The 4,515-nt window shown below is 57.8% G+C and carries 5 protein-coding genes; 2 read left to right on the top strand and 3 right to left on the bottom strand.

The features are described from left to right. Nucleotides 1–123 precede the first annotated feature (123 nt). Together EOB59_RS00975 and EOB59_RS00970 are read right to left on the bottom strand one after the other, a co-directional pair. Complete coding sequence (locus EOB59_RS00975) at nt 124–1,230, bottom strand: PAS domain-containing sensor histidine kinase (RefSeq protein WP_128287421.1); 1,107 nt, start codon at nt 1,228–1,230, stop codon at nt 124–126. A 7-nt stretch (nt 1,231–1,237) separates the two neighbouring features. Continuing rightward, the gene (locus tag EOB59_RS00970) at nt 1,238–2,026 is read right to left on the bottom strand and encodes an alpha/beta hydrolase (protein ID WP_127380181.1); all 789 of its coding nucleotides are present in this window, start codon (nt 2,024–2,026) and stop codon (nt 1,238–1,240) included. A 580-nt stretch (nt 2,027–2,606) separates the two neighbouring features. Here EOB59_RS00970 and EOB59_RS00960 point away from each other — a divergent pair. After that, a complete protein-coding gene (locus tag EOB59_RS00960) occupies nt 2,607–2,792 on the top strand; it encodes a hypothetical protein (RefSeq protein ID WP_127332018.1) in 186 nt (61 codons plus the stop codon). Here the strand turns inward: EOB59_RS00960 and EOB59_RS00955 are convergent. Further along, nucleotides 2,777–3,295 (bottom strand): hypothetical protein, encoded by a 519-nt coding sequence (locus tag EOB59_RS00955; RefSeq protein WP_128287420.1) that lies wholly within the window; start codon nt 3,293–3,295, stop codon nt 2,777–2,779. The genes EOB59_RS00960 and EOB59_RS00955 overlap by 16 nt on opposite strands. Nucleotides 3,296–3,740: 445 nt before the next feature. On the opposite strand from EOB59_RS00955, the gene EOB59_RS00950 reads away from it, so the two are divergent. After that, on the top strand, nt 3,741–3,914 hold the full coding sequence (locus EOB59_RS00950) for a hypothetical protein (protein ID WP_127395301.1): 174 nt from the start codon (nt 3,741–3,743) through the stop codon (nt 3,912–3,914). The last annotated feature ends 601 nt before the right edge of the window (nt 3,915–4,515 follow it).

The raw sequence follows: 4,515 nt of genomic DNA, 5'->3' as shown, positions 1-4,515 counted from the left end.
CCGGCAGCGGGGACGCTGCCGCCGTTTCGAACCTGTTCCGACTATCAAGTTCCGCTAACGCACAAAAGAGCCCGTCACCTTCCGGCAGCAGGGGTGGAGAGCAGCCATGAGATAGTTGTGCGATCAATTTGCGGGGATACGGAGACTAAAGCGCGTTTGCTCCACATCGGAGACTACGTCCAAGCTTCCACCATGGGCGCGGGCAATTTCTGACGCGATGAAGAGCCCCAATCCCAGGCCCTGTTGGCGGCTCTTTGCCTCTCCTCGATAAAATGGCTGAAAGAGGCGTTGCAGCGCCGATTCCGGAATAGGCTTACCGCTGTTCGCAACCGACAGGCTAAAGAGGCCGTCCTGAACCTGCGCGGCTACCTTGATCGGAGTTTCAGGGTCGCCATGGGCGATGGCGTTTCCCATTAGGTTCGAGAAAAGCTGCGCGATCCTCGCATGATCAGCATCGATCATGCATCCGTCCAGATTGAACGACACCTCGATCTGACGCTCCGGGTAGCTTGATCTTATCTCGTCAAGCACCTGCTGCAATGCGGGCTGGATCGGGTTGTCGCGGTCCCTCGATAGTCCGAGACCCCCTCCAAGTCGACCTCTCGCGAAATCCAAGACATTGTCGATCAAGCCGCTCATCCGGGAAACGCTCGCCAGCATGAGGCGCAGGACTTGGGAGGTTTTTTCGTCGCTGGTGTCAGAGCTTCGGGCCAGCATGTGGACGCCAGCAGAAATCGAAGCCAGGGGATTTCGTAGGTCGTGGCCAAGCACCGCTATGAACTGCTCGCGCAGTTCCGCAGTCTGTTGTGCGGAATTCAGGCCGATCTGCAGCTCGCGTCTGGCCTCACTCAGCTCTCGCTCGTAGCGTCGACGCTGCGTCGCGCGAAAGAGCGCCACGCGTGTCTCAATTAATTCTCCAGTGGGCGTCCTCTTTTCCCAGGCGTTGGCTAGGACTGACAGGCTCTCGCCATCCGACTTCATCACGTCCAACGCAACCTCATCAAAGGAGCCCTGCATCCTCAACAGGGGAGCGAAATGTGTCTCATAGAACATTCTTCCGGCGATATTGAGGATGTCACGAAAGCGTTTCCCGACAACTGCCTCCCTAGAAAACCCGGTCCATTTGTAGAAAGTAGTGTTTGCGTCGTCGATGCGCCCATCGGCAGCTACAACGAGGTAGCCACAAGGCGCGTTCTCAAAAAGGTCGAGGTATCTGTTACCAGCGTTCATTGTGTAGTCAGACGAACGACCGTATCGCCGCAACAACTTCCTGCGGCGAGCTGAGATTTGGGCAGTGGCCGACCGCGTCGAGGTGAACCAATTTACTGCCCGCGATGTGGTCGCGGACGTACTCACCGACTTGATCGCCGGCAATGATGTCGTCGGAACACTGCAGCACTAGCGTCCGCGCGGTGACTTTCGGCAGGTCGGCTCTGTTGTCGGATGTGAATGTGGCCCGCGCGAATTCACGAGCGATGTCGGGATCAGTTCGACAAAAGCTGTTGGTGAGCTCCTCAGCAAGTTCCGGCCGATCCGCGTTCCCCATAATTGCTGGCGCCATCGCGGCCGACCAGCCCATGTGGTTGTCGGCTAGAGATGAAAGCAGGCCCTCGACATCAGCCTCTGAAAAGCCGCCGACATAGCCGTCATCGTTTATATAGCGCGGAGACGGACCAACCAAAACAAGGGTCTCGAATATTTCGGGTGCCTTCAAGGATGCGAGCACCCCGATCATTGCGCTGACGGAATGCCCGACGAATACCGTTTTCCGCAATTCGAGAGCCCGACCGATTTCAATGAGGTCATCCGCGTAGCCGTCCAGCGAGGCGTATTTAGCGCTGTCGTACGCAGACAGGTCGGACTTCCCAGCCCCTACCTGGTCGAAAAGTACGGTGCGAAAATCGTGGCGGAATGCAGGCTCGACGAAACGCCACATGTTTTGATCACAGCCGAAGCCGTGGGCAAACACCATCGTTTTAGGTCCCGTGCCATGAGCCAGAACATTGTTGCGCTTCAGAACGTACATGTCTTCAGACCAGAGGAAATCGACACCTAAATAGCCCGTCTGAAAAAAACTTCAAATGGCAACGAAATGACGCCCGCACTCGGAGCGTATCTCTAGTCTGCACGTGGAGTTGATGAAGTTGTTCGTATAACCATATGGCGCAGCCCATTCCGGTGCTCGTTGTCGAGGACGACGAACTCATCCGGATCGATATCGTCGACTTCCTTGGGCATGAGGGGTTCGTCGATTACGAGGCAGCCGGTGCGGACGAGGATTCTGCTTCTGGAACAACATCCATCGGTTTGAATGCTGTCGGGAGACGATGCGAGGATACGGATAGCGGAAAATTCGCTCACGCGCATTGGTGTGGAGTTCGTCCATGGGGGAAATACCTTCTCCGCTTGAGGCACGCTTGGATATGAGGCGTGAAGCGCAAAAGAGCTGGGGATGCTATTGGTAGCGAGACGTCTGCCGGTAACATATCGCTCAACAAGCACCCCGCCTGCTAGGCCGGGCACTGTCTCGGTTGAAGTTTATCCGCCCTATCTGTCGCACGACGGGCCGATCTCCTATATGCTTAGCGGAAAGCATGTGAGTGCCAATGCCCTTCACTGTCATCTGGTATGGAAGACGCGGCATCGTCGACAAAGTGTCCTTCGACGCGGAGAAGGCGGCAAAAGACCATGCCATCGCGATGTTCCCGACCCGTAAGGGTGACGATGGGATCGTTTCAGTTGAAGTTCGTAAAGACAACGGCGCCGTCGTCTTTAGTCACGCGGAGAACTGAGAGAGCGAGGCCAGCGCCACAGCCGCCATCGATCCGTTCGATCTGCCGGGGGCGCGGATCGGCCGGCAATACCTCCAGCTGTGGCCTCGATCCGCGGCTGCGCCGAGAACGACTGGCCTGTCGCCGATGTCGTCGGACGGCTTGAATGCCTGTATGGCCTTGCGACCAATCCCGCCCGCAACCCGCTCAGCACCGTGTACCCAGACCCGCTGCCCGATCTCTGTAGCGACGTCGGTGCCACCAATCGTGTTGAAGAACAGGAAGCCATTTTCATCGATGTAATGAACGATGAAGCCGATTTCATCCATGTGCCCAGCGTACATGACGCGAAAGCCGGCTTCCGGGTTCAGGATTGCGCTCACATTGCCCAGCACATCGGTCGTCACCTTATCTGCAAACTCGCGGACATTGTCCCGATAGAGCTTGGCGACGAGCTGTTCGAATCCGCTTGGGGAAGGCGTCGCAATGAGCGCCTCCAGATAGGAAAAAGACTGGGCGCGCACGTTTTTCCTCCGGGTGCTGGAACGAACATGTTGTCTGAGCTAATCCACGCCCGATGCGTTGGTTCCAATCGGAGCAGCAAGACAGATTGCACGGGGCTGGAGGAGGCGCGCCGCGCCGGCCTGGATGGCTTGAAAAAGACCTGGCGAGAGCCGCGCTGAAGGAGCGCGATTGGGCAGCAATTATTCGTCGAGGTCAGGGATGAAAGCGGCGAAAAACTGCTGAGGCTCTGCATTCGTCTGCAGGTCACAGCGATGGGATGACAGATCCCGAATGGCCACAGCTAAGTCCGGCGCCAGGCATCTCTTGAAGTTTTGCGATCTCGGAACAAGCGCGCCAAACCACAGTTCCAGCCAGGCAGCGGAGCTGCAAGATTGGTGACCCGATCCCCGCGTGGGCCCTCCCACCGCGATCACCAGCAGGCGATATAATCGGGACGATAGCTCGATGGGCAAGAAGGCCAAGCAGAACACCGGGTCTCGGGCGGATCGCGAACGGGCCATCGAAGCGAACTACTTTGCCCGAAAGTGCGGCCTCACCAAGGACGAGGCACTCAAGATTCTCAAGAACGCGTGTCGCAGGATCGATGAACAAGCGAAACGGCGGTCAGGCGACCAGTAGACGCAATCGTCGCTCGATCGTCGCAACCGATGGCAGCGCATGATCTACTTCACCCCCGACACACCTTTTCAACAATCCGCTTCAACGATCCGGATGCCGCAGGCCGGGGTCCCGTTTAGACCGGCAGAGGCAGCCGAGCGACCATTGCGGCATGCAATATGTGCCGAAAAGCCGCGCGATCTGGTCTCACAACAGCTTGCCCACAAAGCTCTGAACAGGTCGTACCGACGCCGCGGCCCCCGACCGCCGTCTTGTCAACATGATCGCCGAAAGGGTGGCCTGCAATCGACTTCGATCGTCCAGGCGAGAACGCCGGTTAAGGCGCGGCAGGCGGCTGAACAAGCGGCCGCGAGGCTAGGCTGGCGCAGAGGCGACATGGCGCCGTTTGGCGCCGGTTGTGCCGACCATAACGGAGCGAGATGCCCACGGGTCCTTGCTCGTGCTTCCCACGATGTCTTTGAGGGCGAGGAACAACGGATGGCCTTGGTTGTTAGAGCCCATATGCCGCGACGCATTGAACTCGAAGTGGGAGATGGAGATGGCGACGAAAAAAAGCGCCCAGAGCAGCACAAAGGGCTTGGAAGATCTCTTTTACGAATCC

Source organism: Mesorhizobium sp. M7A.F.Ca.MR.176.00.0.0 (genome assembly GCF_004023165.1).
In the GTDB taxonomy this organism is placed as follows: domain Bacteria; phylum Pseudomonadota; class Alphaproteobacteria; order Rhizobiales; family Rhizobiaceae; genus Mesorhizobium.
The sequence above is the reverse complement of the archived record's forward strand: the minus strand, read 5'-3'. Positions and strand labels throughout refer to the sequence as shown.

Bases quoted from the DNA above. Each gene is read 5' to 3' on its own strand.
- EOB59_RS00970 (WP_127380181.1), bottom strand. From the start codon at position 2,026: ATGTACGTTCTGAAGCGCAACAATGTTCTGGCTCATGGCACGGGACCT.
- EOB59_RS00950 (WP_127395301.1), top strand. From the start codon at position 3,741: ATGGGCAAGAAGGCCAAGCAGAACACCGGGTCTCGGGCGGATCGCGAA.
- EOB59_RS00960 (WP_127332018.1), top strand. From the start codon at position 2,607: ATGCCCTTCACTGTCATCTGGTATGGAAGACGCGGCATCGTCGACAAA.
- EOB59_RS00975 (WP_128287421.1), bottom strand. From the start codon at position 1,230: ATGAACGCTGGTAACAGATACCTCGACCTTTTTGAGAACGCGCCTTGT.